Here is a 25,205-nt window from a genome sequence, read left to right on the forward strand (position 1 = left end):
CCTTATCGCTTTAAAGCGATGAGGGACGGGCCTTCTTAAAATAGATGAAACTATATTTTTATAAAATTACAAAAATACCATTGTGATATGAAAGCGTTTTAATTATACTGTTATTTATGGGACAGGTCATCTGATGACCTGTTAAGTCGATCTCATAAGTGATGGTACGTTGAAGGGAGATGGAGAGAATGAGTATTGGTACGTTGGCGTGGATCGCCACTTTACCGATTGTTTCTGTATTCTTGTTCTTGGTGATTTTAAGGTGGCCGGCCAAAAAGGCGATGCCGGTGTCTTTGTTGATCACTATTGTTATGGCTATGTTTGTATGGAAAGTGCCGGGAAACCAAGTCGCGGCAGCTAGTGTGAAGGGGATGGTGACCGCGCTGGAAGTAGGTGTGATCGTGTTTGGTGCGATTCTATTATTGAACACGTTGAAAGAAAGCGGTGCCATTTTTACGATTCGAAAAGGGTTTACCAATATTTCACCTGATCGACGCGTGCAGACCATCATCGTTTGCTGGCTGTTTGGATCGTTCCTTGAAGGTGCTGCAGGATGGGGTGCCCCTGCCACCATTGTCGGACCATTGTTAGTGGCAATCGGCTTTCCTGCAATGGGAGCTGTCATGGTCGCGCTTATTCTTCAATCGACACCCGTATCCTACGGAGCGGTAGGGACACCGATCCTTATCGGGGTAAATTCCGGATTGAAGGATTCACCGCTTGTTCAGAAATACATCACTGAGCAGGGTATGACGTTTGATGCTTACATAAATGGGATCGGAGGCCAGGTTGCGCTCATTCATGGAGTCATCGGAATCTTCATCCCGCTCTTTATGGTGACGATGCTGACGTATTTCTTTGGAAAAAATAAATCGATTTCGGAAGGGCTTGCGATTTGGAAGTTTGCTATTTTTGCAGGACTGTCTTTCACAGTGCCTTATGCATTGGTGGCTAATCTTCTAGGGCCGGAATTCCCATCCCTCATCGGCGGATTGATCGGGCTAGCCATCGTCGTTCCCGCTGCGAAAAAAGGCTTATTCATTCCTAAGAAGTCATGGGAATTCGACAAAGAAACGAATTGGGATCCGGCTTGGACAGGTACGCTGCAAGTGGATGATACCGACAAGCCGAAAAAGAATGTTTCTTTTGTGAAAGCCTGGATGCCATACCTATTGGTAGCTGTATTGTTGGTTGCCACACGTGTCAGCTACCTGCCATTTTCAGCCTGGCTGCAATCATGGGTCATCAATATGGAGACGCTGTTCGGCACACAAATCACGGTAGCTTCAAAACCTTTGAACCTGCCGGGAACAATCTTTATCCTAGTCTCGCTGCTTTCCATCTTCATTTATAAAATGAAGATGAAAGAATATTCCCGCGCAGTGAAGGATTCGTTTAAAACCATCGTGAGTGCAATGGCCGCATTGATCTTTGCTGTACCTATGGTGCAGGTGTTCATCAACTCCGGCATCAATGCAGCCGACTACACAAGCATGCCGCTTGCGCTGGCAGAGGGGATCTCCAACATATTCGGAAGCTACTGGCCGCTTGCCGCCCCGACCATCGGAGCCATCGGAGCTTTTGCAGCGGGCAGCAACACGGTCAGCAATATGATGTTCTCCCTGTTTCAATTCGGAGTGGCGGATAATATCCTGGCAGCACCGGCCACTATTGTCGCCCTGCAGGCAGTCGGCGGCGCAGCAGGCAACATGATCTGTGTTCATAACGTAGTGGCAGCCTCCTCTTCCGCAGGTCTGATCGGACGAGAAGGAAACTTGATCAGGAAAACCCTGATCCCGATGACGTTCTACGTGATTTTTGCCGGAGCAATCGGATATGTCGTGATTAACGGCATCGGACTAAATGTCGGGACGGTCATTCTTGCCCTTGTAGCCGGATTCATCATCACCCTCATTTTTAAAGGGGAAAGAAAAAATAGAAGTGACGATAAACAGTTTAGAAAAACCGCATAAATATAGGCCCGTCTCCACTGTTTCATAGCAGATGGGACGGGCCTTTGACTAATTCAAACTAAGTCATCTGATGACCTGTTGACTATTGAGGGAGATAGTTTTACACTAATACTTAATAGAAATAGACTGAAAAGTTTCAAACATTAATATAGTATTCTACTATAAAAGAAGAACTCCCCGATTCCCCATTAAAACCGGGAAACATCCGGAGTTTCTTCATAAAGAAATGGGGAACAATCATGAAAGTTTCATTATTTGTCACATGTTTAATCGACATTTTTCAGACGGATGTCGGCAGGGACACGGTTGAATTACTGGAGCGGCTGGGGTGCGAAGTCGATTTTCCCGAGAAACAGACCTGCTGCGGACAGCCTGCATATAACAGCGGACATGTCGGAAAAGCGAAAGAATCAATGAAGCATATGATCAGCGTTTTTGAAGAGTCGGATTATGTCGTCACTCCATCGGGGTCATGCGGGACGATGTTCAGGGAGTACCCTCATTTGTTCAAGGGGGATCCACAGTGGGAAGAGCGGGCAAGATCCCTGGCTGATAAAACCTATGAACTGACTCAATTCATCGTTGAAGTCCTTGGTGTTGAAGACGTCGGGGCAAAGCTGAACGGAAACGCAACGTATCATACGTCCTGTCATATGACCCGGCTGCTCGGTGTGACGGAAGCGCCTATGAAACTTTTAAGCAATGTTGACGGGTTAAAAATGAATCCGCTTCCACACAATTATAATTGCTGCGGATTTGGCGGGACATTTTCAGTGAAAATGTCGCCAATCTCTGAACAGATGGTGGATGAAAAGGTTACGAGTGTGGAAGAGACGGGAGCGGACATCTTAATCGGTGCCGATTGCGGATGCTTAATGAACATCGGTGGCAGGATTGACCGGAAAGGCAAACCAATCAAGGTGATGCACATTGCATCGGTTTTAAACAGCCAATAGGAAAATCGAGGGGGAAACAAAATGGCTATGAAAATAGGGGATAAACCCTTCAATGACAGAGTGTCGAGCGGGATAGCCGATACATTTATGCGGGGGGCTGTATCTTCCGCGCAGGCGCGGCTACGCAGCGGGCGCCTGAATGCAGCAGAAGAACTCGGTAACTGGGAAGAGTGGCGGAAGCTCGGTGAGGAAATCAGATCCCATACAATTGAGAATCTTGATTATTATCTCGATCTTTTAAGTGAGAATGTGGCAAAACGCGGCGGTCATGTTTTTTTCGCAGAAACGGCGGAAGAAGCGAACAAATACATCACCGAAGTCGTCAAGAAAAAAGAAGGGAAGAAAGTCGTCAAATCAAAATCGATGGTCACCGAAGAAATCAATATGAATGGAGCACTTGAGAAAGCCGGCTGCGAGGTCATCGAATCAGACCTTGGCGAATGGATCCTGCAAGTGGATGACCATGACCCGCCTTCCCATATCGTCGCCCCGGCCCTTCATAAAAATAAGGAGCAGATACGGGACGTATTCAAGAATAAAATGGGGTATGACAAAACGGAAAAGCCGGAAGAACTTGCTCTGTTTGCCCGTGAAAAATTGAGAGAAGAATTCCTGCAGGCAGATATCGGCATCACCGGCTGTAATTTTGCCATTGCTGAATCGGGAACGATTTCCCTCGTAACAAATGAAGGGAATGCACGTATGGTGACCACAGTTCCGAAGACGCAAATCACCGTCATGGGTATGGAACGGATCGTGCCTACATGGGAAGAGATGGAGGTTCTCGTCAGCCTCTTGACGCGGGCGGCAGTCGGTCAAAAGCTTACGAGCTATATCACGGCACTGACCGGACCGAAACAAGAGGGGGAAGTGGACGGTCCTGAGGAGTTTCATCTCGTTATTGTGGACAATGGACGTTCCAAAATCCTTGGTACCGCCTTTCAGTCGATCCTCCATTGCATCCGCTGTGCGGCCTGTATCAATGTGTGTCCGGTATATCGCCATGTCGGCGGTCATTCGTACGGATCGATCTATCCAGGTCCTGTCGGGGCGGTATTGTCTCCTCTGCTTGGCGGTTATGAGGATTACAAAGAGCTTCCTTATGCATCGACTCTATGTGCAGCCTGCACAGAAGCGTGTCCAGTGAAAATCCCGCTGCATGAGCATCTCCTTCTCCACCGCCAGGAGATTGTCGAGCGTGAAGGAAAGGCTCCCGTTTTTGAAAATCTATCGATGAAGGCCTTCAGTATGGGAACCGCATCCCCGGCCATGTACAACATCGGCTCGAGACTCGCGCCGACGTCACTTGCTGCTTTTACAAAGGACGGAAGCATTTCAAAAGGCCCCGGCCCGCTAAAGAACTGGACGGATATCCGTGAATTCCCAGCACCTAAAAAAGAGCGTTTCAGGGACTGGTATAAGAAGAGAAGCAAAGAAGGTGGACAATAATGGCGATCGGACAAATTCATAATCGAAGCTCTTTTTTAGATAACCTGGCAAAAAATCTGGGTCGGGAGCGTCGTCCGGAAGTCGTAAAACCCGAGTGGCAGCACAACCCGCAATGGGAAGTGTATAAGGGGTATTCCCAGGATGAACTGGCCGAGGTATTGAAGAAGCAGTGCGAGCTGATTCACACAGAAGTGCACGAAACCGTAACAAGCGAGCTTTCCACTTTGATACCCTATCTCATCAAGCAATATGGCGGCAAAACCGTCGTCACATGGGATGACCCGCGTTTTGAGAAGACGGGCCTAAAGGAGATTGGTGATGAAGACATCACGCATCATGTGTGGGACCCGGAAAGCGGAGAGGAAAACCTTTCATTTTCAGCAACCGCGGATGTCGGCATTACGTTCAGCGATACGACACTTGCAGAATCCGGTACCGTCGTACTGTACAGCGATAAGGGTAAAGGGCGCGCCGTCAGCCTGCTGCCTGCCATTTATATCGCCATAATCCCAAAAAGCACCATCGTCCCAAGAATGACGCAAGCAGCAAAAAGCATCCACGACAAGATCGAAAGCGGAGAACCAGTGGCATCCTGTGTCAACTTTATTTCAGGTCCAAGCAATTCGGCGGACATCGAAATGAATTTAATTGTCGGTGTGCATGGACCGGTGAAGGCGACTTATATTATTGTGGATGATTTGTAATAAACTAAGCACCTGGCTTTGTAATGAGTCAGGTGTTTGTTTGTAAGCCAATCGGTTAAATTTATCTTCGTTTCAAAATAAATCAACAGCGGTATTCAAACCTATACTGAAATTGTTCGTCTTAATGTTGTGATTTTTAGTTTTGTCCCACCCTTGTCTTTTTGTCTGCCAAACTTATTCCTCCATAAAACACCAAAAATTTGTTACACTAATCTAGTTGCATAAAACATCTCATTTATTTAAATACACTAGAGAATACTAAAGGAAAGGGTATTGGAGGAAGCTATGACGAATCGAAACAAAGGAATCATACTCTTATTATTATCCGCATTCGGGTTTTCGATGATGGCCGCACTTGTGAAGCTTTCCGGGGACGTGCCGACGGTCCAGAAGACGTTCTTCAGGAATTTTGTTTCAGCCATCATCGCATTCGGATTTGTTAAATACTATGGTGAGCGTCTGTTTGGTAAAAAGGAAAACCAGAAATTGCTCTTGCTGCGCTCAAGTCTCGGAGCTGCCGGAATCGTATTGTTCTTCTATGCGATTGACCATCTCGTGCTGTCAGACGCAGATATGCTGAATAAACTCAGCCCGTTTCTAACAATCATTTTTGCATCGATATTCCTTAAAGAGAGAGCGCGGATGTTTCAGATTACAGCGATCATCATCGCATTCATCGGGACCCTGTTCATCATCAAACCTTCATTTTCTTATGAAACGATCCCATATCTCGCAGGGCTGCTGTCAGCTGTTTTTGCCGCCGGTGCTTATACGGTGCTGAGAGTATTGGGCACGAGAGAAAAATTCTACACTGTCGTGTTTTATTTTTCCTTTTTCACTACGGTGATCCTGCTGCCGTTCGTGCTCGTTTTCTATGAGCCGATGAGCGTGAAGCAGTGGGTTTACCTGCTGGGAGCCGGTTTCTTTGCCACCATCGGGCAGTTCGGAATCACCATTGCCTACAAGTTTGCCCCTGCAAAAGAGATCTCGATCTTCTTTTACTCAACCGTCGTGTATTCGGCGCTGATCAGCATCTTCCTGTTCGGACAGATACCGGACCTGTGGAGCATCATCGGTTACATCATCATTTTTGGAGCGTCGCTCTACATGTTCTTGAAAAACAACAGAGAAGCATAATATTGAGGCCCGTCCCTCGCTGCTTTAAAGCAGCGAGGGACGGGCTTTGTTTTTGTACTCTGATTGCCATTTTTTGTAGATAACTTTTATGGAAAGATAGACTATAATAATAATAAGAAAACTTTTCCAGAAAGGAAGGGGTGTCATGGTACTTCGTGAAACCGCTTTTTCCAAGTGGGCTATATTACTGCTGGGACTAGTATTGATGAGTAATGTGCTGATGTATCAGCCTTTCATTCAAGAGGCGCTGATGATTGAGCTGGAAAGCGGGCTGATCCTTGGTTCCCTTGTGGATATGGTCGTGGTTGCACCCATTTTGATTTATGCAGCATTTAGGTTGTCGAAGAAACAGGTTATCGGATTCATGATTGCCGGTCTCGTACTGTCACGATTTTTGATTCCGGAAGAATTTTTCGCTCCGTATACGATGCTGCTTTATGCAGGAGTTGGTTTCGAAGCCCTGTTGTTTCTTACTGAACTGAGCCTGATCGGTTTTCTCATTTGGAAAATTCCCCAGGTCCGGGCTGAAATGAAGAGAGCAGGGGAAGGAGCTGTCTTTTCCATGCTTCCTGCAGCTGAAAAAACAGTCGGCAGCCGTACTTTGATCAAAGTCCTTGTATCAGAAGCACTGATGTTTTACTATTTGATCTTTACGTGGCGCAAACAAACACCCTCTCATGATGGCTGCGTGACGATGCACCAGAAGTCGAGTGCACTCGCCATGAATATCATGGTCATTCATGCGATCGTCATTGAATCGATCGGTCTCCACTGGTGGCTCCATTCAAAGTGGCCTATTCTCTCCATCGTTTTATTACTCCTGAATGTATATGGAGTGTTCCTGTTTATCGCTGAGACCGCGGTGATGAGACTGCACCCGCTTGAAGTGAAGAATGGGAAGCTTTATGTCACTCAAGGCTTGATGCAGCGTGTCGTCGTTCCTCTTGATAATATTGAAAAAAGTGCATGGGGTGCCGCACCGGGAGAACAAACGCTGACGTTTATGTACAGGGACCTCGAACAAACAGAACCACAGGTTGTTCTCCACTTCAAAGAATCAATTGAAGCCACGCTCTTTATGGGAAGGAAAAAACCAGTCACCAGCATCGCATTGAAAGTGGATCATCCGGAAAAACTCAAGCAGCTGCTCCCGTAATCCCAAAGGCCCGTCCCTCACTGCTTTAATGCGTCGAAGGGTGGGCTTAAATTAAATGAGTGACTTTGAAAAAAATTCGTCAGCCGGTATCTTTTTTTATTCTTTATCCGTTAATAGCATGAGAGGATATAAAGGAGTGAAGGAATATGGTTCGTGAGTCTGTAAGGAAAGAAAATGAAATGGAATCGCAGGAGTTGAGTGAGCTTGTGGAAAAACTGCAGCATTACTGCTTATTCCTGACCAAGAATAAGTGGGATGGTGAAGACTTGTGTCAGGAATCCATCTGCAGGGCATTGAAGCATTATCCGGATCAGGATAAATGGAGCTCCCCGCTTCTGAAGAAAATGGCGTATCATGCCTGGGTCGATAAAATACGCAAACAAAGTAAAGAGATGCTAGGAGATGTGCCCGAACAGCCTGAGGAGCAAAAGGGCGCAGGGGATGATGGGACGCTGGAAAAGCTGACAAAAAAACTGACTCCAAAGCAGCTCATCACGCTCGTTCTGAAAGAAGCCTTTCAATATAAAATCTCTGAAATCGCAAGCCTCTTAAACATGACGGATACAGCCGTGAAAGCGATTCTTAAACGGACGAGGGCCAGACTTGAAACACTCACCGAACATGATGAATCCAGCTCCAATCAGGAGTATTGGGAAGAAAATCTTCAGGGTGACATGCTGACATCCCTTCAGGACAGTTTCAAAACACAGGATCCATCGCGATTAATCGAACAGCTTCCTGAATGGATTTCAACACAGTCCGTTCCGAAAATGGTTTCAATCCCTTCGATTACACGAAGCTCTTCCTCTCCTTCATGCGTCCTCTCAATGGTAGCGTAAGCTAAGAGGAGGAATGAAAATGAGTACGATCCCTTATGTTATCGAACAGTCAAGTAAAGGTGAACGTTCGTATGATATTTACTCAAGGTTATTAAAAGACAGAATCATCATGGTGAGTGATGAAATAAATGATCACATGGCCAACAGCATTGTTGCCCAGCTGTTATTTCTGGCTGCGGACGATCCTGAGAAAGATATCTCACTGTATATTAACAGCCCCGGCGGCTCTACCTCTGCAGGGTTTGCCATCTTCGACACCATGGAATATATCACTCCTGATGTACGCACCATCTGCACCGGTATGGCAGCTTCCTTTGGAGCGATGTTATTACTAGCCGGCACCAAAGGAAAAAGATTCGCGCTTCCAAACAGCGAAATCATGATTCACCAGCCGCTGGGAGGAGCAAGGGGGCAGGCGACAGACCTTGAAATATCAGCAAAAAGAATTTTAAAGCTGAGAGAGCACATCAATGAAATCATCTCTGAAAAAACGGGCAAGTCTTTAGAAAAAGTATCCCTCGATACGGATCGGGATTATTTCATGAGTGCACAAGAAGCGAAGGAATACGGGATTATCGATGAGATTATTGAAAAGAAAAAATGACACTGCAAGATTAGGGACAGGTGACTGTTCCTTTTTTTATTGGATTTTCCCTCAAAATGAAAGACGGATATGGTAAAATTAGTTAAATATAACTGGGAGGGCATGATATAATGACACTCACACTCTTGCTCCTGTTGCTTGGAGTAATCGCATGGATGATGGCAGGGAGCAAAGGTAATCTGTTTCAGATAAAATGGATACACTCTTTGAGGGAATATTCGTGGTTTGCCAATCCTTGGCTTGCAGGGCTATTTTTATTCGGGGCTAATGTATTCTTGTTTGGCATGACTGGTTTAATCTTGTTCGGGCTCTCGTTTTTGATGATTCCTTATTTCCATTTGGTGATCATGATGCTGGCGGTCATTCTCAGTATCCTTGTATGGAAGTCGGTTGCATCATCACACAGCTGGAAAAAGGGAGAGCGGGTAAAGACTGCAGTGACCGGCAGCAGCTTCTATTTATTAATGGCCATCTTTTTTTGTTACCAAATGGTATCTTATGTTCCCCAGTTTCCCGGAGACGACACATTCATGGCTACTCTCGGATTCATGGTTGGAATTATCGTAACCGTAGTGGCATTCCTCACTTGTTTAAGCATCGTTATTTTTACAAAAAGTCATTTTTCAAATGAAGGGTAGCGAAAAACGGTGCCTGGCTCAAAACGTGCAAGTTAGCCAGGCACCGTTTTAATTCCTTTATTTCTTCACTGCTATCCAGTATCCTATAAGGAAAATGCTATAAAAAGAGGTAACGCAATGAGAACAATACATAGCGACATCATACAGTTCAGGGGAAATCATTATGATTTCGGATATATGCAGGGAGAACGAATAAGGGATTCCATCACCATAAAGAACAGGGACAATCAATGGAAGGTGAGAAAGCCCCGCTTTTCGATTGATGTGAACGAAACAAAGGAAGTCATTACCCGTTTTGCTCCCGGTATTTGGGATGAACTGCTCGGCCTTCAGGCAGCGCTCGCATGGCCGATGGAAAAGATTTTACAAGAGTACGGAGGCTACCGGGTGGATTATGAGCGTTCGGGCTGTTCGATTCTGACTGGTGAGAATTATTTAATCAGAAATTATGATTACCATCCCAAGACGTATGAAGGACGCTATGTCTTTTACCAGCCGACGGATACAGGGTATGCCATGATCGGCCCCAGTCAGCGGGTGACGGGACGGATGGATGGCATGAACGAAAAGGGCGTCGCGGTCGGCTATAATTTCATGCACCGGAAGAATCCCGGCGACGGGTTCATTTGCTGCATGATTGGCAGGCTTGTACTTGAATCGGCCGCTTCAGTGGAGGAAGCGGTGGATCTCCTGAAGGAAATTCCCCACCGTCATTCATTCAGTTATGTTGTACATGATAAGAGCAGCCAAACATTTATCGTTGAAACCTCTCCACGTGGGATCCAGGTAAGACAATCCAACACATGTACCAATCATTTTGAAATTATGAAAGAGGAAAATAGAAATCACCTGGTCGATTCAAAGCGAAGATTAGCCGTGATGGAACAGGAAAGAGGGAATCATGTCGGGATTGAAGATGCGTTCCGTCTCCTGAATGACAGTGACGGGGGAGTCTTTTCGAACCTTTACGGGAGCTGGGCAGGAACGATCCATACATCGGCTTATCTGCCAGAGGAGATGAAAGCTTGGTTTGCTTTGGGTGGTGACCTGGATCCGGTTGTATTTGATTTTGCAGATTGGCTGAAGGGCGAAGATGTTTCTCTGGATAAAATAACAGGTGAAGTGGACACGGATATCCCGTTCGTGCACATGGATGAAGGCGCGGACTGGTTTAAAAGGTAATAGCTGAAAATCTGGCTGCATTCACAAAAGTATTAACAGAGCAAAAAAGGAATCCAGCCTGCAAAAGCTAGATTCCTTTCCTTGCTTAAATAAACTTCACAACATCATCAAACGGTCTGCGCGTCTTCGGAGCCGGATCATTTACCCGGTATCCGAACGCACACATGACTGAAATGCTGAAATGACCGTCATCAAGCAAGCCTTCTTCTTCTAGAAGAGCATTCATTTTATCGATATCAAACCCCTCGATGGGACAGGAATCCACACCGATTTGAGCGGCTGCCGTCATCATGTTGCCAAGGGCTAGATACGTCTGTTTTCCTGCCCAATCCAGTAATGGACGCTCGCCATTGAGAAGATCAAAGTCGACTTTTTGGAACTGCTCGATTTTCTCGAGGTATTTACTCATATGATCTTCCGGCATGTTTTTGACGTTTTTGAAATGATTGAGGAGATAAGCCGAATCATATCGCGTATCCAGTTTCGTACGTGCCAGAATGATGACAAAATGACTTGCCTCAGGCAGTTTGCCGTAAGCTCCCCATGCCGTGTTCTTTATTTTATCACGAAGGCCCGGATCCTGGATCACAAGGAATCTCCATGGCTCGAAGCCGAAGGAACTCGGAGACAAGCGCCCCGTTTCCATGATGAATTGAAAATCATCGTCCGTCACTTTTTTATTCGGATCAAATTGCTTTGTGGCATGCCTGGAATGATAGGCATCCAGGATTTCCTGCTTGAGTGCTTCTTTATCCCGCATGTAAACATTCGCTCCTTATTAGAAATAAAATCATTGACTCTTTAAAAATATCATAAGTTATCTGAGGATTCACATCATTTGATCGGGTGAATGGCTCTCGCCTGAAACCATTTTCTGTTTGTTTCGTATATAAGGTAATGGAAGGTGGGATGCTCATCATGGAATTTATCTTGGTCATCCTGATCGGTGTCGGGCTGCTCTTTTTATTCAATTGGCTCATGGGCTATCGGAAAGGGCATATCCAAATCGATTTTGATGAACGGTATTTCAAGGAGAAAGAATATATTGAAGCCATCAGGGCGGAACTTGAAAAACAAGGGAAAGATGTTCACTATCAAGGTAACCGCCGTTTTATCATAAATGGTAAACCATATCTTTTCATCGAGCGGAACATCAACATGGGCGGAGTCCCTATGCAAAGGACCATCCTTCAACCAATCAAGAAGTAAAGGTCCGTCCCTCGATGCTTTAAAGGGATGAAGGAAAGGAGGCAGGGAGATTTACATGAAAGAACATTATTTTGATGAACTGCTGAATATAAAGACGGGGAAGGATCAAATGGGGATGCCGAGGTCAATTCATTATCACCGGTACGAACCGACTCCATACGGGGCCCTTCAGGACTTGTTTCAGGTGTACGAGTTAAAGAAGAGTGACCGCGTCGTGGATTTCGGGTGCGGGAAAGGCCGTCTCAATTTCTTTATTCATTATTTATTTGGGTCCACTGTCATCGGAATCGAGATGAACGAACAATTCTATCAGGAAGCGCTCGAGAACCGGGAGAATTATTTGAAAAAGAAGAAGGGCAAAAAGAGCGCAATCGAATTCCATTGCTGCCTCGCTGAGGAATATTCAATCCATCCCGGAGACAATGTCTTCTATTTTTTTAATCCGTTTTCTGTACAGATTTTCATGAAAATCATCGATAACATATTATATTCACTGGAATACTCTCCCCGCGACATCGAAATCGTCTTGTACTACAGCTCGGATGATTACGTGCATTATCTTGGAAACCATCCGCTGTTTGAATTGAAGAATGAGATCAATCTTTCGGGGGAGTATGAGCATAATGTGTACGAGCGGTTTATGGTTTATGGGCTGGTTTATTGACTCAGCAGCTGATTTAGAGAGAATCAGCTGCTGAGTTTTTTATTGATTTTTTTTCCTATTCCGTTTATTTAGAAGCGTACTGAGGCTTCACGGAAGGGACGGCTTTATACAATCGCTGCAGAATCACCATTGAAACAGCCGTGACCCCAAGGTCCAGAGGCAGATAGGCCGCCATCCATCCCCAGGCGACTGTGTAGCTGAAATCACTCGGTGCCTCAGCCCAGAATGACAGAGCGGCATACATGAAGTTCGTACCGATTATGTAATTCAACAACAAGGCCAGGATTCCCGCGCCAGCATATCCAGCCAGCGTACGCTTTCGTTCCAGCACCATTCCTACTGCAAAAGCGACTGCGATAAAAGAAAGTACAAATCCGAATGTGGGGCTCAATAAACTTGAAGGTCCTCCTTTGAACTGTGCAAAGACCGGAGCCCCGACCAGTCCGAGAACCAAGTAGACCGTCATTGCCTTAGCGCCTGTCCTGCTGCCGAGCATCCCTCCTGCCAGAATGGCAAACATCAATTGAAGCGTGACGGGGACCCCGCCGATCATCAGGAACGGTGAAACATTCGCCCCGACCGCCATCAGCGCGGCAAAAAGACCACATAAGACAATTTCCTTTGTTTTGCTCATGACCATTTCATCCTTTCTAAAAATGTGGTATGATACCTATTATTAAATATGTTAACCAAAAAGTAAATATAGTTAACATAAATGAAAAGGGGGGAAAAGTGGTGAGTGGTTTTTTTATTACAGGAACTGACACTGAGATCGGAAAGACAATGATCACAGCCTTGTTAACCCGATATTTTCTGGACAAGGGAATCGACGTTTTTCCTTATAAGCCTGTACAGAGCGGGGCTGAATTGGAAGGAGACAGGCTGGTTGCACCGGATACCGTTTTTTACGAAAGATTCGCGAAACGACGATTCGGAGACGAAACCAATACATATCTGCTAAAAACACCGAGCTCCCCTCATTTGGCTGCGGCAATGGAAGGAAAGAAGATTGAGACTCAGCCGATCATCAATCAAACACAGAAACTAGTAAACTTTCATGAACTTGTTTTTGTAGAAGGGGCAGGCGGGCTGATCGTCCCGTTAAATGAAGAAGAAACGATGATCGACCTGATCGATCGATTGTCACTGCCCGTCATCCTGGTAGCAAGGGCAGGACTTGGAACCATCAATCACACGGTTCTTTCGGTGATGGCGCTGAAACAGAGAAAGATTAAGGTTGCAGGGATCATTCTTAATCGTGTAACACCCGATGAGCTGCCTGAGATCGAAGAAGACAATAGAAGAATGCTGGAGAAATTAACAGGCGTTCCGATTGTGGGTACCTTTCCATACATAAACACACAGGAAATGGAAGAACTGAATGTAGAACAGATTCTAGAAAAATGGAACATCAATGTTTTAGAGGAGGCAATGCAGCATGAACCACGAAAAGCTTATTGAAAAAAGCAGTCAATATCTATGGCTGCCATTTACACAAATGAAAGATTATGATGCCGATCCATTGGTGATCGAAAGCGGAGAAGGGGTGTACCTCCGTGATATTTACGGAAACGAGTACCTCGACGGTTATTCTTCACTATGGCTGAACGTACATGGACATCGAAATGAAGAAATCAATCAAGCCATCAAAGAGCAACTGGATAAAATCGCACACTCCACTTTGCTTGGAGCGTCCAATATCCCGTCGATCCTGTTGGCAGAAAAATTGATCGACCTTGCACCTGAAAAGCTGAAACGGGTATTCTATTCAGATAGCGGCGCGACCTCGGTCGAAATCGCCATCAAAATGGCCTATCAATATTGGCAGAACATCGGGAAACCGGAAAAACAGAAATTCATCACGCTTAAAAATGCCTACCACGGCGATACTGTCGGAGCGATTAGTGTGGGGAAAGTGGATATCTTCCACCGCGTCTATAAATCTCTCATGTTCCATTCCCTGGTTGCCCCGTTTCCTGATGTCTACCACCATCCCGACCTGGATGATGAAGATGAAATCCGCGATCAGTGCCTTCAAGAGCTGGAGTCGATCTTGGAAGAATATCATCATGAGATTGCCGGGATGACCGTTGAATCCCTCATCCAGGGAGCCGGCGGAATGAATATTATGCCAAAGGGCTATTTCAAAGGGGTAGAGCAGCTGTGCAAAAAATACAATATTCTTCTGATCGTCGACGAAGTGGCGACCGGGTTTGGAAGGACCGGAAAAATGTTCGCAGTCGAGCATGAAGGGGTCCAGCCGGATATCATGACTGTTGCCAAAGGGATAACAGGCGGATACCTGCCGATAGCAGCGACACTGACTACGGAAGAAATCTATGAAGCCTTTTACGACGACTATACGTCATTGAAAACATTCTTCCACGGCCATTCGTACACAGGAAACCAGCTTGGCTGTGCGGCAGCCCTTGCCAACCTTGAAATTTATGAAAGAGACAAACTGGTTGAGAGGACTCAGGAGAAGACGGAAGTGATTGAAAATCTGCTAGAGCCGTTAAAGAGTCATCCCCACGTAGGTAGTATTCGCCAGCTCGGCATGATTTGCGGTATCGAATTGGTTGCGGACAAAGATTCGAAAAAACCTTTCCTTTGGGAAGACAGAGTCGGATACCGGACCACACTGAAAATGAGGGAGCTCGGCATGCTCACACGCCCAATCGGGGACACGATCGTCTTTATGCCGCCGCTTGCAGCAAGTGAAGAGGAGCTTGAAAAAATGGTGGGTATCATGAGTGAAGCGATTGAAATGACAACGAAGAAGTACGTCGGGGGAAAATCCAGATAATTCCTTTAGGGATAGTTTGGTTGGACCACTGAGGTAAGCGGATTATACCTGGTACAAATCACATGCCACGTACCAGGTACAAATTGCTGAATGGGTGCCTGGTACAAAACCCTTGATTTGAGCCAGGCACAAAACCCCGAATTTGAGCCAGGCACCACTTCCTGCATAAAAAAGACCACCCCATAAGGGCGGTCCCATCTTTACTCTTCTACAGCCTCCAGCAAAAAGTCCACAATATGAACCGCCCGCATTTTATGAGACAGTCCTTCTCTCTCGATTCCAAGCTTCATTTGCAGCAGACATCCAGGATTTGCTGTAACGATTGTCACTGCCCCTGTGTCAGCTGCGTTTTCCATCTTATGATCGAGTATTTTCATGGACATTTCCGATTCCACGATATTGTAGATGCCGGCAGAACCGCAGCAGTGATCGGCCAGTTTCATTTCCTTATACTCCGCACCAGCGACTGATTGAAGCAGGAGGCGGGGTTCCATAAATGTGCGCTGGACGTTCCTGAGGTGGCATGAATCCTGGTACGTAATCCGTTCCGTATCCGCCCGCAGCTTTATTTTTTTATGAAACTCCAACTCTACTAAAATAGAAGAAATGTCTTTGATTTTATCTTTAAACCGGGCAGCACGGTCTTTCCACTCCAGGTCATCCTTCAGCAGATGATCATAATCGACAAGAAAGGCTCCGCACCCGCCTGCATTGGTAATGATGTAATCAACGCCTGAATCTTCAAATGCCTCAATATTCCTTTTCGCCAATTCTTTGGCGGCATCTTTCTCACCGCTGTGGCCATGCAGTGCGCCGCAGCAGGTCTGCTGGTCAGGAATCACGATGTCACAGCCTGCCAGCTGCAGGAGCTTCGTCGTGGCGTTGTTTGTTTCAAGAAACATCGTATCCATCAGACATCCCGAGAAGAAAGCGACCTTTTTCTTCATTTCACCAATGGAGGAAAGGGAAGAAGGGCGGTTCTTCATATCTTTCAATCTCGGAACCTTAGGAAGAACCCTTTCCATCACAGCCATGCTTTCTGGGAATAGTTTCATGACACCAGTGGCATGGGCAGCCTTCTGCATCCCTGACCGCTGATAGATTCCGAGAAGATGAGTCACCATTCTCATTCTCCCCGGGTGAGGGAATAATCCTTCGAAGACCGTCTTTCTCAGTACTCGTACTGGAAGGGAGTGCTGTTTATTCTGATTGATGATGTCCCGTGCTTCTTCCAACAGATGGCCATAGTTCACGCCTGAAGGGCAGACAGGCTCGCAGGCCCTGCATCCCAGGCATAGATCCAGCGTTCGTTCGACTTCTTCATCCGGTTCGATGACCCCGTCGACGACTGCCTTCATCAGAGCGATCCTGCCTCGCGGTGAATGTGATTCCTTGAATCCCGACTCGATATAGGTGGGGCAGGAGGGAAGGCAGAAGCCGCATCTCATACAATTCAACAGCTCGTCCTGATCCATACGGTCTTTGAACTCCTGTTGTATCTGCTGTCTTTCTTTGGTTGTCGTCATCTTGAAATCACCACACGTTTTCTTGATTCTTTGGCAAATACTTTATTTGGATTCATGATATTATTCGGGTCGAACGACTGCTTGATCATTTTCATCGCGCCTATACCCTCGGGCCCAAGCTTCCACTCCAGGTAAGGTGCTTTCATCATCCCGACTCCATGTTCACCAGTGATCGTTCCGCCGAGTTCGATGGCATAGGCGAAGATTTCTTCAAACGCTGCTTCGACCCGTTCCATTTCATCATGGTCCCTGGCATCCGTTGCAACTGTAGGATGCAGGTTGCCATCACCGGCATGGCCGAATGTGCAGATTTTCAATTTATGCCGTTCTGCGATTTCATTGATCGCTTTGACCATTTTGGCGATTTCAGAGCGCGGAACTGTCGCATCTTCCAGGATGGTTGTCGGCTTCAGCCGTGCCAGCGCTGACAGAGCCGAACGGCGGGCGGTTCGAAGAGCTTCGGCTTCCACTTCTGTAGCTGCCAATTGAACGGATACTGCCTCGTTCTCCAGACAAATCTCTTCCATCCGTTTCATATCGCGTGCCACCACCTCAGGAGGTCCATCCTGTTCAATCAAGAGCACTGCTTTCACGTCGGTAGGCAGTCCGATTTTCGCAAAATCCTCGACGACTTCCAGAGTCGGCTGGTCCAGAAACTCAAGGGTGGCAGGGATGATCCGGTTCGAAATGATGCTTGAAACGCTCTGGGCCGCAGCTTCGATATCCTGATAAAGAGCGAGCATGGTCTGCTTCGTTTCCGGTATGGGAACGAGTTTCAACGTTGCTTCCGTAATGACACACAGTGTCCCTTCCGATCCTACGAACAAGCGTGTAAGGTCATATCCGGCCACGTCTTTTGCAAGTTTTCCCCCTGTCCGGACGATGTCACCATTGGGGAGGACGGCTTCCAAAGCAAGGACATAATCCCGGGTGACTCCATACTTCAAACCTCTTAAACCGCCGGAATTTTCATTGATGTTGCCCCCGATCGTTGATATTTTCATAGAGCTCGGATCAGGAGGGTAAAACAATCCTTTCGCTTCGACCTTATGAATCAGATCTAAGGTCACGACTCCCGGCTGTACAGTGACCGTCAAGTTCTCTTCATCGACCTCTAAAATGCGGTTCATATGGGTGAAAAGCAGTACTAGTCCGCCTTCGGTCGGGCAGGTGCCTGCACATAGATTGGTGCCGGAACCCCGTGGGACGATGGGGATACGGTGCTCATTGCATAGTTTCACAATTTCGGATACTTCCCGGGTAGTTCGGGGGACGATGACGGCATCCGGCATCGATTGAAAATTTGGCGTTGCATCATAGGAATAGACGAGTCTCTCAGCAGAGCTGTCCCGATAATTTTCTTCACCGACCAGATCAATGAATTGTTTTTTTAATGAGGATGAGATCATGGATATACCGCCTTTGTAAAAAAATGATTGCTGTAATGATGAAAGAAAGGACGACTCTTTTAAAAGAGGCCCGTCCCTTTAGGTATGAATTATTTGGAAGAATGAAAAGCTGAAACTGCATCTCGTAAATGCCCTGAATGCTTTTCAAGCAGCTGGAGCACTTCATTCCCTTTCAGGCCCGTCATGATTTGAAGGATGGCCGCTTTCGTATTGTTGTTTTGATCTGCCAGGGCAGTACTAGCTTCTTTGTCTGAGACACCTGTTGCTGTCTTGACGATGTTTTCTGCCCGTTTACGAAGTTTTTCATTCGTCATCTGTACATCGACCATGAGGTTGCCGTAAACTTTACCGATTTTGATCATGGAAGCAGTGGTCAGCATGTTCAGTACAAGCTTTTGTGCAGTGCCTGCCTTCATCCGTGTAGAACCGGTCACCACCTCAGGACCGACGATCGGTGCAATCGTATAGGCTGAGATTTTCTCCATTTTAGAGTCTTTGCTGCAGACGACGGATACCGATGCTGCGCCTATTTCGTTCGCATATTGTAAGGCTCCGATGGTATAAGGGGTTCTTCCGCTTGCTGCAATCCCGACCACTACATCCTTTTCAGTGAGTCCGATGTCGACTAGATCCTGCTTCCCTTGTTCATTGTCATCTTCAGCGCCTTCGATCGCTTCCGTAGTCGCTTCTTTACCGCCGGCTATGATTCCGATCACCATTTCAGGATCCGTCCCGTATGTGGGGGGGCATTCAGAGGCATCAAGTATGCCTAATCGTCCTGACGTCCCTGCACCGGTATAGATTAATCGGCCGCCGTCTTTGAAGGCTTGTACAATTTTGTCTACCACAGTGCTAATAACGGTGATTTCTTTCGCGATCGCATTTGGAACAAGAAGGTCTTCCTGATTGATGATCGAGATGATTTCTTCTGTCTCCATCAGGTCGATGTTTAGTGTTTTGGGGTTTTGCTGCTCTGTATTTAATTTCGTTAGATTCATCTCTTATCCCTCACTAGTAATTGAAATTTTCCTCCCGCTTTTATCTCGTGAATGAGAGGAAGGTCTTCGGTTATGACTTTAGCAATGACATTGACCTTATCATCTTTTGGTAATTCCCTTTTGACAATCTGCATTTCACCAGAGTATCTCCCGTATAACTCGTTATCGAGTGTAACCATTCCAACGCTTCGCTGAATTTGATTTAAGGGTGCGGTTGTCTTCCCGATCCCTGCATATGAACGGGATTCCACAGAACGGATTACATCTCGTGCGGGATCCATCCGATTGGTATGAACCCCGGTTAGGATGCCTGAGTGATCGGCACCGGTAAGTAATTCAATCCTTAAAGGAATGATGCCCTCATTGATCATGCTTAGTTCCTTCAGTGTTTCCACTGTAGCGGAAGGATCTCCGATTAAAACCTTATCGGTGAACCCTGAGTGTTTCAATTGTGCGGCAGCAAGAGCAGCGGGGGCGTGACGATGCTGTTCAAGAGTCGGCAGCCCTGCAAAGATTGGACCGCGCAAAGTATCGTCTCCAGGTACAAAAGCCATCGTGGTAAACCCTTTTGATTTCAGCATGACATTTCTTTCGATTAAGAATTCAAAGTCCAGCCCTGTTTCGGGACGCGGGTAGAAATTATGCCAGGCTTCAACGTTTTCCACATTTAATCCTTTTTCAATCAGACTGTCAAGCTCCGATTCCGAAACGGTACTGGCATTGATCCCGGTCTTCATGAGCTTCGAGAGGCTCACGATTTCGTCAGGGGAAAAGCCGTAGTCCACCCTGATGCCGGCAAGTCCCCAATCGAGCAACTTGGGGAGAGTGTCCCAATCAAGTCCCAAATGCCCCAATGACGTCGGCGATACGTCAGCCAGCAGCTCCATGTCATAAGTCTTGGCCTGACTGCCCAGTTCCTGAAGTAAGTCTTTATAGGTGTCTGGATCATCTTCAGGGATATGAAGGGAAGTGAAAATGGAGCGAAATCCATACGCAGAGGATTTCCTGATCCATTCCGCATTCTTTTCCCTGTTTTCTTCATTTAGATAGATTGATATTCCGAGCATGCTCATTCACTCCCTTACATGAAAAAACGTAAAGAAGGAGGAAGATCCTCCTTCTTTACTATTATATGAATCTGCTTAAATATCCTTTGCCATTTCTTCCTTGAAGCCGAACATCCAAGTGAAGATGAAGCCGAATACATAGGCGATCAAAACGCCGGCAAGATACAGAAGGATCTGTCCGTCATCCATAAGGAATGCAAGCGGGATTCCGGATACACCGATCGCGATGGTTGCCGTTTTGAAGACTGCCTGGAATGCTCCTCCGACGGCTGCACCAAGACATGCTGTGATGAACGGGCGTCCAAGCGGAAGCGTAACACCGAAAATAAGCGGTTCGCCGATTCCAAGGATTCCAACAGGAAGTCCGCCTTTGATGACTTTTCTCAATCTCTGATTCTTCGTTTTAAAGTAAATCGCAAATGCAGCGCCCACTTGTCCTGCACCACCCATGGCTAGGATCGGAAGAAGCGGGTCATTACCAATTGTATTGATCAGTTCCATATGAACCGGAGTCAGGCCTTGATGAAGCCCGGTCACAACCAGTGGAAGGAATGTTCCTGCAAGAATGAGTCCTGCAAAGAAACCACCCATATCGATTAGACCAAGTAAACCTTCGGTGATTAAATCTGAAATGAATCCTCCGACAGGCTGAAGGACAACTAACGTCGCAAATCCTGTGATTAATAAGGAAACTGTCGGTGTAATGATGATATCCAAGGCAGAAGGGACCACCTTACGGATTCTCTTCTCAAGGAATGCGATGAATACGGCAGCAAGCATAACGCCGATCAAACCGCCTCGCCCGGGGACGAGATCTTCACCGAATAATGTGATGTTGGCAAGACCGGGATTGATGATCAGGATACCCGCTGCACCACCAAGAGCAGGGGAACCGCCAAATTCCTTCGCGGTATTGATACCGACGAACACACCCAAGTAACCGAATAGACTCCAACCGATCAAATTAAGAATTTCGATCAATGTCGATTCAGGATTAACACCTGAACGGACAATGACGTTTGTGATCCCTGCGATCAATCCGGATGCTACGATTGCCGGGATCAATGGAATGAAGATACTGGCAATTTTTCTTAAAAATAATTTGAATGGAGTGGCATTCTTTTTCTTCAGATCTGCTTTCGTGCGGTCTGCAAGTCCTTCGAATGAAAAGTCCTCGACTTCATCCTCGTCCACAGACGAAACGGATTTTCCTGTTAAAGCAGAAACTTCAGAGGCAACTTTCGTCACGATTCCAGGTCCAAGGATGATCTGGATGGTTTCAGCTTCGACGACCCCTAATACCCCGTCTATCTTTTTGATGCCGGCTAAATCAACCTTGCTCTCATCGACCGGTTTGACACGAAGGCGCGTCATGCACGATTCCAGCGCGCCAATATTACTCGGACCGCCGAGAAGCTCGGTTATTTCTTTGGCCAATCTTTCTTCCTTCCGCATAAAATTCTCCCCTTTTTAGTAAAAATGTAATAATAAAATGAATTCGCTTACAATGTATCATATCAACTATTAGTATAGATGTCTATACCATTTTTACGAAGAAAAGAACTAGTATTTAAGAATGTGAGAATAAAAAAACTCACCCTGGGAGGTTTTCGTCCCATGGGTGTTTTTTATCTTAACCGTTCGATATTCATCTTGTATTTGTATTTATCTCCACGGTAAGTGGATTTAACAAGTTCAAATGGCGCTCCGTCATCGAGGAATGTCTCCCGCTGGATGAATAAAACAGGTTCCCCGTTCTCCAGCTGCAAATGTTTGGCATCTTCTTCTGTTGCAGCGGCGGCCTCGATTGATTGAGAGGCATGACCGAGCTTCAATCCAATTTCTTCCTCCACATACTGATAGAGTGAGTGGGCTAGTATTTCCTGGCTGAGCCCCGGGATCAGCTTTACGGGAATATAGGATGTTTCGATGGCCATTGGTTCACCGCTCGCTAGACGGATCCGTTTGATTTTATAAACAAGGTCATCATCATGCAGGGAGAAATGATGAATCAATTCTTCAGTCGCGCTGGAAAGTTCAAAGTGGATGAGCTTGTTGCCGGGTTCAAGTCCCCGCCTTCTCATATCTTCACTGAAGGAGGTCAGGCCGTGGAGGGACTGCTCAAATTTATTGTGTGAAACGTACGTACCGCTTCCTTTTTTTCGGTAAAGAAGATTTTTATTTACGAGGTTGGTTATCGCTTGACGCACGGTCATCCGGCTGATGCTGAAAGATTCAGCAAGCTCTCTTTCTGAAGGAAGCACGTCACCCGGTTTGAGTTCCCCGGAATCGATCATCCCTTTTATATGTTCTTCTATTTGGTAATACAGAGGTAATGGAGACTTTTTGTTGACCAATTTCGTTTTCACCGTCCTGGAAATTTATTTGAATCCCATATTGCTTTTACATCGTTGCTCTAAATTACAAACATCTTACCATTCAAAACCTATTGATGTCTATACCAGTAAAGAGTGGGCTGTTAACCTTTATTAGAAATGAAGGACGTTTTTTAATATAAAACGTAATTGGTATAGACAACTGTGACGTTGAGATGTTAAAGTCACAGTAGATAAAGTATAAGCGGAAGGGGAAAAGAATATGGGCATCCCTGTTAACTATATAATTTGTAATCAAAAAATCTATGCGCAAAATAGGGTCATTGAATGTGGATTTATCAAAATAGAACGTGGGATTATTTCTGAAGTCGGAGAAATGGATGATCTGCAAAAAGATGAAGGATTCACTGACATTTCTCTGCCGCGGAATTCTTCGATCATTCCGGGCATGATCGATGTCCACATCCACGGCGTGAATGGTGCAGATACAATGGATGCGACGATAGAGTCGCTGGACACGATGACCAAAACACTTCCAAAGGAAGGAACAACAAGCCTCCTGGCGACAACGATGACGGAGTCAAAAGAGAATATAGAAAAAGCGTTAATCAATACGGGCAAATATATCGAGGCGGGACAGGAAGCAGGTAAGGCAGAGATTCTAGGGATTCACTTGGAAGGTCCATTTATCAACAGCGGGAAAGCAGGGGCGCAGCCGTTAGACCATATTGAACCCCCATCTGTGGAGGCGTTTCAAGAGTGGCAGAATGCCTCACAAAACCATATCAAGCTCGTTACGATCGCTCCCGAAATGGATAAAGGACATGAATTGATTCAGCATCTAAAGGAAAATGGAATTGTAGCTTCGGCGGGCCATTCCAATGCAACGTATGATGAAATGTGCGAAGCAATCGACAAAGGTGTCTGTCATGTGACTCATTTATTCAATCAGATGTCAGGCTTTCATCATCGTGAACCGGGAATTGTCGGAGCTGCTTTCAATCGCAAGGAATTGATGGTGGAACTGATTGCTGATGGCATTCATGTCAGACCTGAAGCAGTCGATATTGCCTTTCAGCAAATCACCCATGAAAGGATGATCCTCATCACTGACTCCATGCGTGCCAAGTGCCTGAAAAACGGTCTGTACGATCTTGGCGGTCAGATGGTGACCGTAAAAGACGGCATGGCGCTTTTAGACGAGGATACACTCGCAGGAAGTGTGCTCGAGATGAAATCGGCATTTCAAAACATCCAAAAGTATACAGGCTGCTCGATTAAAGAAGCTATCAAGATCACTTCTGAAAACCCTGCAAGACAGCTTGGGGTTTTCGACAGGAAAGGAAGCATAGCTTCTGGAAAAGATGCCGATTTGGTGATCCTGGATGAACAGATGGACTTATGTATGACCATTTGTAAAGGGAAAATCGCTTATGTAAGAGGAGATGGTGACGAGTGAAAATCATTGAAGTGTCTGACTATAAGCAAATGAGTGTTAAAGCGGCACAACATGTGATCGGGAAAGTCAGAAGCTCGAATTGTTTCACACTTGGACTTGCGACCGGAGGAACTCCAGAAGGCCTTTACGGAGAACTCATTGAGGATCACCATGTGAACGGCACATCCTACAAGTGTGTTAAAACCTTTAATCTTGACGAATATATCGGACTTTCAAAGGATGATCCGAATAGCTATTTTCAATATATGTGCACGAATCTGTTCTCACATATAGATGTATCACTCGATCATACACATATCCCATCTGGTATGGCTAAAGAACTTGGTGAGGAATGCGATCGATATGAGAATCTGATAGAGAAGGCGGGAGGCATCGACCTTCAAATCCTCGGTATCGGAGCAAATGGGCATATCGGTTTTAACGAACCTGGAACTTCCTTTCATTCAGGCACACATATTGTGGAACTGACTGCATCGACCAGAGAAGCGAATGCCCGTTATTTTTCATCGCTTGATGAAGTGCCCCGGCAGGCTATCACGATGGGCATCTCAAGCATCATGAAAAGCAGGGAAATCCTCCTGCTCGTTTCAGGAAAATCAAAACAGGAAGCCATGAAGAATCTCTTGGACAATGAAGTGAGCGAAAACTTCCCCGCTTCCATCCTTAAAGAACATCCCAATGTAACAATCATAGCCGATATGGACACACTGAAATTGGTCTAACCCTTCACTCAATGGAGTGAAGGGTTTTTTATTTTCACCCGGTGATAGTAAACTGCGTTTGAATAGATTACTATAAAAATAAGTTCTTTACATTTTAACTTCCTTTTATTTTGACCATACTGGAATCAAGTTTTTAAAAGAGGTGAAGCCGTTTGTTCAAAGATATTTCGATTGATGAATTAATGACCTGCCCTGATGACTTTGTCTTTGTGGATGTCCGTTCCCCTTCAGAATATAAAGAAATGACTATACCCGAGAGCCTCAATATCCCAATCTTCGATGACGAAGAAAGAGCGGAGGTTGGAACACTATACAAGCAAGTAAGTAAAGAGGCTGCTACGGACAGAGGGCTTGAAATTTTCTCAGCAAAG

The 25,205-nt window shown here is 46.0% G+C and carries 25 protein-coding genes; 17 read left to right on the forward strand and 8 right to left on the reverse strand.

Going from position 1 to position 25,205, the window contains the following annotated elements:
• Nucleotides 1–188: 188 nt before the first annotated feature.
• From ACXAFV_RS12530 to ACXAFV_RS12575, 10 genes are all read left to right on the forward strand, one after another.
• Nucleotides 189–1,973, forward strand: a complete 1,785-nt coding sequence (locus ACXAFV_RS12530) for an L-lactate permease (RefSeq protein WP_475126881.1) — start codon at nucleotides 189–191, stop codon at nucleotides 1,971–1,973.
• Between the two features lie 239 nt (nucleotides 1,974–2,212).
• The gene (locus tag ACXAFV_RS12535; RefSeq protein WP_475126883.1) at nucleotides 2,213–2,929 is read left to right on the forward strand and encodes a (Fe-S)-binding protein; all 717 of its coding nucleotides are present in this window, start codon (nucleotides 2,213–2,215) and stop codon (nucleotides 2,927–2,929) included.
• A gap of 21 nt (nucleotides 2,930–2,950) precedes the next feature.
• Entirely contained in the window at nucleotides 2,951–4,378 is a 1,428-nt protein-coding gene (locus ACXAFV_RS12540) for a LutB/LldF family L-lactate oxidation iron-sulfur protein (protein ID WP_475126884.1), read from the forward strand.
• A complete protein-coding gene (locus ACXAFV_RS12545) occupies nucleotides 4,378–5,082 on the forward strand; it encodes a LutC/YkgG family protein (RefSeq protein ID WP_475126885.1) in 705 nt (234 codons plus the stop codon). Before ACXAFV_RS12540 ends, ACXAFV_RS12545 begins: the two co-directional genes overlap by 1 nt.
• 285 nt (nucleotides 5,083–5,367) lie before the next feature.
• Nucleotides 5,368–6,219, forward strand: coding sequence for a DMT family transporter (locus ACXAFV_RS12550; protein ID WP_475126886.1), 852 nt, complete (start codon nucleotides 5,368–5,370; stop codon nucleotides 6,217–6,219).
• A 145-nt stretch (nucleotides 6,220–6,364) separates the two neighbouring features.
• Entirely contained in the window at nucleotides 6,365–7,375 is a 1,011-nt protein-coding gene (locus tag ACXAFV_RS12555) for a hypothetical protein (protein WP_475126887.1), read from the forward strand.
• A 146-nt stretch (nucleotides 7,376–7,521) separates the two neighbouring features.
• The gene (locus ACXAFV_RS12560) at nucleotides 7,522–8,214 is read left to right on the forward strand and encodes a sigma factor-like helix-turn-helix DNA-binding protein (protein WP_475126888.1); all 693 of its coding nucleotides are present in this window, start codon (nucleotides 7,522–7,524) and stop codon (nucleotides 8,212–8,214) included.
• 19 nt (nucleotides 8,215–8,233) lie between these two features.
• Nucleotides 8,234–8,818, forward strand: coding sequence for an ATP-dependent Clp endopeptidase proteolytic subunit ClpP (clpP, locus tag ACXAFV_RS12565; RefSeq protein ID WP_475126889.1), 585 nt, complete (start codon nucleotides 8,234–8,236; stop codon nucleotides 8,816–8,818).
• A gap of 110 nt (nucleotides 8,819–8,928) precedes the next feature.
• Complete coding sequence (locus ACXAFV_RS12570; RefSeq protein ID WP_475126890.1) at nucleotides 8,929–9,456, forward strand: hypothetical protein; 528 nt, start codon at nucleotides 8,929–8,931, stop codon at nucleotides 9,454–9,456.
• A 117-nt stretch (nucleotides 9,457–9,573) separates the two neighbouring features.
• Nucleotides 9,574–10,638, forward strand: a complete 1,065-nt coding sequence (locus ACXAFV_RS12575) for a C45 family autoproteolytic acyltransferase/hydolase (RefSeq protein ID WP_475126892.1) — start codon at nucleotides 9,574–9,576, stop codon at nucleotides 10,636–10,638.
• Nucleotides 10,639–10,723: 85 nt separating this feature from the next.
• Here ACXAFV_RS12575 and ACXAFV_RS12580 read toward each other — a convergent pair whose 3' ends face one another.
• Entirely contained in the window at nucleotides 10,724–11,398 is a 675-nt protein-coding gene (locus tag ACXAFV_RS12580) for an NAD(P)H-dependent oxidoreductase (protein ID WP_475126893.1), read from the reverse strand.
• Nucleotides 11,399–11,556: 158 nt separating this feature from the next.
• Here ACXAFV_RS12580 and ACXAFV_RS12585 point away from each other — a divergent pair, with 158 nt between their 5' ends.
• Both ACXAFV_RS12585 and ACXAFV_RS12590 read left to right on the forward strand, forming a co-directional pair.
• Nucleotides 11,557–11,847, forward strand: coding sequence for a hypothetical protein (locus ACXAFV_RS12585; RefSeq protein WP_475126894.1), 291 nt, complete (start codon nucleotides 11,557–11,559; stop codon nucleotides 11,845–11,847).
• A 55-nt stretch (nucleotides 11,848–11,902) separates the two neighbouring features.
• Nucleotides 11,903–12,511 carry a methyltransferase gene (locus ACXAFV_RS12590; RefSeq protein ID WP_475126895.1) on the forward strand — a complete coding sequence of 203 codons (609 nt, stop codon included), beginning with the start codon at nucleotides 11,903–11,905 and terminating at the stop codon, nucleotides 12,509–12,511.
• A gap of 64 nt (nucleotides 12,512–12,575) precedes the next feature.
• On the opposite strand, the gene ACXAFV_RS12595 is transcribed toward ACXAFV_RS12590, so the two are convergent.
• Nucleotides 12,576–13,151, reverse strand: coding sequence for a biotin transporter BioY (locus tag ACXAFV_RS12595; RefSeq protein WP_475126897.1), 576 nt, complete (start codon nucleotides 13,149–13,151; stop codon nucleotides 12,576–12,578).
• Nucleotides 13,152–13,246: 95 nt separating this feature from the next.
• Between ACXAFV_RS12595 and bioD the strand changes: the two genes are divergently transcribed.
• Both bioD and bioA read left to right on the forward strand, forming a co-directional pair.
• Nucleotides 13,247–13,972: a dethiobiotin synthase gene (gene bioD / locus ACXAFV_RS12600; protein ID WP_475126898.1), complete on the forward strand. Its 726-nt coding sequence runs from the start codon at nucleotides 13,247–13,249 to the stop codon at nucleotides 13,970–13,972.
• On the forward strand, nucleotides 13,950–15,317 hold the full coding sequence (gene bioA / locus ACXAFV_RS12605; RefSeq protein WP_475126899.1) for an adenosylmethionine--8-amino-7-oxononanoate transaminase: 1,368 nt from the start codon (nucleotides 13,950–13,952) through the stop codon (nucleotides 15,315–15,317). The genes bioD and bioA overlap by 23 nt, the downstream gene beginning before the upstream one ends.
• A gap of 200 nt (nucleotides 15,318–15,517) precedes the next feature.
• Here bioA and ACXAFV_RS12610 read toward each other — a convergent pair whose 3' ends face one another.
• From ACXAFV_RS12610 to ACXAFV_RS12635, 6 genes are all read right to left on the reverse strand, one after another.
• The gene (locus tag ACXAFV_RS12610) at nucleotides 15,518–16,843 is read right to left on the reverse strand and encodes a (Fe-S)-binding protein (protein WP_475126901.1); all 1,326 of its coding nucleotides are present in this window, start codon (nucleotides 16,841–16,843) and stop codon (nucleotides 15,518–15,520) included.
• Complete coding sequence (gene glcD / locus ACXAFV_RS12615; protein ID WP_475126903.1) at nucleotides 16,840–18,252, reverse strand: glycolate oxidase subunit GlcD; 1,413 nt, start codon at nucleotides 18,250–18,252, stop codon at nucleotides 16,840–16,842. The genes ACXAFV_RS12610 and glcD overlap by 4 nt, the downstream gene beginning before the upstream one ends.
• An 89-nt stretch (nucleotides 18,253–18,341) precedes the next feature.
• Nucleotides 18,342–19,250 carry an N-acetylmuramic acid 6-phosphate etherase gene (gene murQ / locus ACXAFV_RS12620; protein WP_475126904.1) on the reverse strand — a complete coding sequence of 303 codons (909 nt, stop codon included), beginning with the start codon at nucleotides 19,248–19,250 and terminating at the stop codon, nucleotides 18,342–18,344.
• The gene (locus ACXAFV_RS12625; protein WP_475126906.1) at nucleotides 19,247–20,317 is read right to left on the reverse strand and encodes a DUF871 domain-containing protein; all 1,071 of its coding nucleotides are present in this window, start codon (nucleotides 20,315–20,317) and stop codon (nucleotides 19,247–19,249) included. The genes murQ and ACXAFV_RS12625 overlap by 4 nt, the downstream gene beginning before the upstream one ends.
• Nucleotides 20,318–20,392: 75 nt before the next feature.
• Nucleotides 20,393–21,772 carry a PTS transporter subunit EIIC gene (locus ACXAFV_RS12630; protein ID WP_475126908.1) on the reverse strand — a complete coding sequence of 460 codons (1,380 nt, stop codon included), beginning with the start codon at nucleotides 21,770–21,772 and terminating at the stop codon, nucleotides 20,393–20,395.
• 173 nt (nucleotides 21,773–21,945) lie between these two features.
• Nucleotides 21,946–22,674, reverse strand: a complete 729-nt coding sequence (locus ACXAFV_RS12635) for a GntR family transcriptional regulator (RefSeq protein WP_475126943.1) — start codon at nucleotides 22,672–22,674, stop codon at nucleotides 21,946–21,948.
• Nucleotides 22,675–22,915: 241 nt separating this feature from the next.
• On the opposite strand from ACXAFV_RS12635, the gene nagA reads away from it, so the two are divergent.
• The 3 genes from nagA to ACXAFV_RS12650 form a co-directional block, all read left to right on the forward strand.
• Nucleotides 22,916–24,112 carry an N-acetylglucosamine-6-phosphate deacetylase gene (gene nagA, locus ACXAFV_RS12640; protein ID WP_475126910.1) on the forward strand — a complete coding sequence of 399 codons (1,197 nt, stop codon included), beginning with the start codon at nucleotides 22,916–22,918 and terminating at the stop codon, nucleotides 24,110–24,112.
• Nucleotides 24,109–24,834, forward strand: a complete 726-nt coding sequence (gene nagB, locus ACXAFV_RS12645) for a glucosamine-6-phosphate deaminase (RefSeq protein ID WP_475126912.1) — start codon at nucleotides 24,109–24,111, stop codon at nucleotides 24,832–24,834. The genes nagA and nagB overlap by 4 nt, the downstream gene beginning before the upstream one ends.
• A gap of 152 nt (nucleotides 24,835–24,986) precedes the next feature.
• Nucleotides 24,987–25,205 (forward strand): rhodanese-like domain-containing protein (locus ACXAFV_RS12650; RefSeq protein WP_475126913.1); only part of this gene is annotated, 219 nt, incomplete at its 3' end.

It is taken from the genome of Rossellomorea sp. ABR4_012 (assembly GCF_056159545.1).